We start from the raw sequence: 4,176 nt of genomic DNA on the forward strand, positions 1-4,176 counted from the left end.
CACATCAGCGCCTGGAAACGGCTGGCGACGTCGGCCGGGACGTCGGGCGTCGGCGCGGCGGTCGCGCCGGCTGGCGCCGCCGCCGCGTCGGAGAACGCGACGTCGAGCGCGCGGGTCAGGTCGACCGGGGAAAGCGGGGCATTCATGCGGGCCTCCTCGTCAAAGACGCAGATATTGCTGATGCGCGAACGCGGCCTGCGCATCGAAGCCGCCGGCCGGGTTCGCGGCCTGCGCATCGGGCGTGTCGCCGTTGGCCGCCGCGGCCGATTCGGGAAGCTCCCAGACACCCGTGCGATCCGCGTGTTCCTTCGCGAGCATCACGTCGTGCTGCCGCTCGAGCGCGCGCACGAGCGCGACCGCCTGCGCGGGGCTGCCGGCCGCGAGCACCTCGTCGGCGGCGATCCGCCATTCCGGATCGCGCTTCAGTTGCAGCGCGAACGCGAGCAGCGCCTTGCCGTAGATCGTGTTGGTCGTGCCGTTCGCGATCTCCGCGAACGCGCGCACCGCGTCGTCGAAGTTGCCGAGCGCGACGTGCAGCATGCCGTCGAACATGTCGGCGGCGGGCAGTTGCGGCGCGAGTACGCGCAGCGCGTCGATCAGCAGGCCCATGTCGTAGGGATCGGCGGCCGGGCCGTCTAGCGCGCCGCCGAGCGCGAGGCTCGCGGCGTCGATCAGTTCGTTCAGCGCCGCTTGGTTGCATCGCAGATAGGTCGGCCGGGATTCGTCCATGGTGTGCGCTCCGTGTCGCCGCGCGAGCGGCGCATGTCGTTGAGGAAATGGCGTATGGAGCGCAAGGTAGCAGCGCGCCGGGCCTGCCCGGCCGCCGATGCGAAGTGTGCGCATGCGACGCGAAGCGCCACCCGCGCTTCGCGCGGGACGGCGCCGCTTCGGGTCGGCGCGCGCGGCCGCCGTCGTGTGCCGCTAACGTACGCGCCATGTCCGACTCTCGACAGGAACGGCGGCGATGGCCGAAGAGAAAACCGAAGAACCCTCCGAACGGAAGCTGAAGAAAGTCCGCGAGAAGGGCCAGGTTGCAAAGAGCAAGGACGTCGCGGACGCGGTGACGTTGGCCGCCGCGATCGGCGTGCTGACGGCCGGTGAATCGATGCTGACCGGCGGCCTGTCGCGCACGATCCGCACTGCGCTCGATTTCGTGATTGGCGAACGCACGCCGCAGGCGACGCTGTCCGCGCTGCACGACCTCGCCGCGAGCGCCGCGTTGACGATGCTGCCGTTCGTCGTCGCCGCGATCGTCGCGGGCATCGTGTCGCAGGCGCCGCAGGCGGGTTTCATGATCACGCTCGAGCCCGTGATGCCGAAGTTCGACGCGATCAATCCGATGGCGGGCATCAAGAAGATCTTCTCGATGAAGTCGCTGCTCGAGCTCGTGAAGATGATCGTCAAGGCGGTCGTGCTCGCGTGCGTGATCTGGAAGATGATGATGTCGCTGTTTCCGCTGGTCGTCGCGAGCGTGTACGAGGCGACGCCGCAGTTGTCGCGCGTGCTGTGGACCGTGCTGATGAAGCTGCTCGGCGTCGTCGCGCTCGTCGTCACGGTGTTCGCGGCGGCCGACTACAAGATCGCGCGCATGATGTTCATGCGCGACAACCGGATGACGAAGGAAGAGGCGAAGCGCGAGAACAAGGAGAGCGAGGGCGATCCGCACACGAAGGGCGAGCGCCGCCGGCTCGCGCGCGAGATCGCGACGAGCGCGCCGGCGCGGCAGAAAGTCGGCCAGGCGAACGTGCTCGTCGTCAACCCGACGCATTACGCGATCGCGATCCGCTATGCGCCCGACGAGTATCCGCTGCCGCGGGTGATAGAGAAAGCCGTCGACGACGGCGCGCTCGCGCTGCGCCGCCACGCGCACGCGCTCGGCGTGCCGATCGTCGGCAATCCGCCCGTCGCGCGCGCCCTGTACCGCGTCGAGCGCGACGCGGCGATTCCCGAAGAACTGTTTGAAACGGTGGCCGCGATCCTGCGCTGGGTCGAGTCGGTCGCGGGCGCGCGCACCGACGCCGCCGTTCCCTCCGAGAGGTCGTCATGACGCTGAAAACCCTCAAACTCCCCGCCGGCGGCGAGGTCGGCATCACGGCGCTGGTCGTCGCGATCGTCTCGCTGATGATCCTGCCGCTGCCACCCGAGGTGATCGACGTGCTGCTCGGCATCAACATCGCGATCAGCGTCACGCTGCTGATGGTGACGATGTACGTCGGCAGCATCGTGTCGCTGTCGGTGTTTCCGTCGGTCCTGCTGTTCACGACGCTGTACCGGCTGTCGCTGAACATCGCGTCGACGAAGTCGATCCTGCTGCACGCGAACGCGGGCGACATCATCGAGAGCTTCGGCGAGCTCGTCGTCGGCGGCAATCTCGTCGTCGGTCTCGTCGTGTTCCTGATCATCACGACCGTGCAGTTCATCGTGATCGCGAAGGGCTCGGAGCGCGTTGCCGAAGTCGGCGCGCGCTTCACGCTCGACGCGATGCCCGGCAAGCAGATGAGCATCGACGCGGACCTGCGCGCGAACATCCTGACGCCCGACGAGGCGCGCCGCAAGCGCGCGACGCTCGCGAAGGAGAGCCAGTTGCACGGCGGGATGGACGGGGCGATGAAGTTCGTCAAGGGCGACGCGATCGCGGGCCTCATCATCACGCTCGTCAACATCGTCGCAGGGATCGCGATCGGCGTGATGTATCACGGGATGACGGCCGGCGAAGCGGCGAACCGCTTCTCGATCCTGTCGGTCGGCGACGCGATGGTGTCGCAGATTCCGTCGCTGCTGATCTCGGTCGCGGCCGGCGTGATGATCACGCGCGTCGCGGACGATCACGACGAAGGCGAAGGCACGTCGCTCGGCTCCGAGATCGCGAAGCAGCTCGGCGGCAGCTTTCGCGCGCTGTACTTCGCGTCGGTGCTGCTGATCGGCTTCGCGGCGGTGCCGGGCTTTCCGGCGGCGCTGTTCGTGCTGCTGTCGGCGATTCTCGCGTTTTCCGGCTACCGGCTGCAGAAGGGCGCGCGCCGCACGACCGCGCGCGGTGAGCCGGTGATCGCGCTGCAGCGCGCGGGTGCGAAAGGCAGCACGCCGTCGATCCTGCCGCGCGCGCCGCTTTTCACGTGCGCGATCGGCGTGCGGGTGTCGCCGGATCTCGTCGCGCGGCTCGCGCCCGCCGCGCTCGATCGCGCGTTCGACGAGGAGCGAGCGAAGCTGCAGGAAGAGCAGGGGCTGCCGTTCCCCGGCATCACGCTGTGGACGAGCGACGCGCTGCCCGAAGCGACGTGCGAGATCCTGATGCGCGACGTGCCGCAGGCGCGGCTCGAATTGACGGCCGACCAGACGATGCTGCCCGACGCGGCGTCGGACCCGGCGCTCGCCGGCCGCTGCACGAAGCGCGGCCCGGCGGGCGGGCTCACCGAGAGCTACTGGATCGACGACAAGGCGGTGCCGGCCGGCGCGCGCGCGTGGCGTGCCGAGCAGGTGATCGCGCAGGAGACGATCGCGCTGTTGCGACGCAACGCGCATCTGTTCCTCGGCATCCAGGAAACCCAATGGATACTCGACCAGCTCGGAACCGACTATCCGGGGCTCGTCGCCGAAGTGCAGAAGGCGCTGCCGACGCAGCGGATCGCCGACGTACTGCGCCGCCTGCTCGAGGAGCACATCCCGATCCGCAACGCGCGCGACATCATGGAGAGCCTCGTCGCGTGGGGGCCGAAGGAGAAGGACATGCTGATGCTTGCCGAATACGTGCGCGGCGACCTGTCGCGCTATCTCGCGTATCGCGCGGCGCGCGGCGCGCGGCAACTGCCGGCCGTGCTGCTTGATCTGCCGGTCGAGCAGCATATCCGGCAATCGATCAAGCAGACGCCCGCGGGCAACTTCCTCGCGCTGCCGCCCGAGCAGGTCCGCTATCTCGTCGACAGCGTCGCGTCGTTCGTCGGCGAGACGCCGCGCGACGACGTCGCGCTCGTCACGTCGATGGACGTGCGCCGCTACACGCGACGGATGATCGAGGCGCGGCTCGGCTGGCTGCCCGTCTACTCGTACCAGGAGCTTGGCGACCAGGTCGAATTGAAGCCGGTCGGCCGTGTGACGATGCCGGCTGCGGCCCACGCATGAGCGCCGCCGATCTGAGGCCCGTGCGAATCATCGCGGGCGATCCTGCCGCCGGGCCGGACG

Annotated in this window: 3 protein-coding genes and 1 pseudogene; 2 read left to right on the forward strand and 2 right to left on the reverse strand. The window is 68.9% G+C overall.

Annotated features, from left to right (window positions below; genetic code table 11):
- Nucleotides 1-146: pseudogene (locus G3N99_RS35855) on the reverse strand (type III secretion protein HrpB2); the annotation flags it as partial.
- Between the two features lie 13 nt (nt 147-159).
- The gene (locus tag G3N99_RS35860) at nt 160-729 is read right to left on the reverse strand and encodes an HrpB1 family type III secretion system apparatus protein (RefSeq protein WP_206124725.1); all 570 of its coding nucleotides are present in this window, start codon (nt 727-729) and stop codon (nt 160-162) included.
- Between the two features lie 235 nt (nt 730-964).
- Here G3N99_RS35860 and sctU point away from each other — a divergent pair, with 235 nt between their 5' ends.
- Together sctU and sctV are read left to right on the forward strand one after the other, a co-directional pair.
- Entirely contained in the window at nt 965-2,047 is a 1,083-nt protein-coding gene (gene sctU / locus G3N99_RS35865; protein WP_206124726.1) for a type III secretion system export apparatus subunit SctU, read from the forward strand.
- The gene (gene sctV, locus G3N99_RS35870) at nt 2,044-4,116 is read left to right on the forward strand and encodes a type III secretion system export apparatus subunit SctV (protein ID WP_206124727.1); all 2,073 of its coding nucleotides are present in this window, start codon (nt 2,044-2,046) and stop codon (nt 4,114-4,116) included. The genes sctU and sctV overlap by 4 nt, the downstream gene beginning before the upstream one ends.
- Nucleotides 4,117-4,176 lie beyond the last annotated feature (60 nt).

The sequence above is a fragment of the Burkholderia sp. Ac-20392 genome (assembly GCF_017104585.1).
Classification (GTDB): domain Bacteria; phylum Pseudomonadota; class Gammaproteobacteria; order Burkholderiales; family Burkholderiaceae; genus Burkholderia; species Burkholderia lata.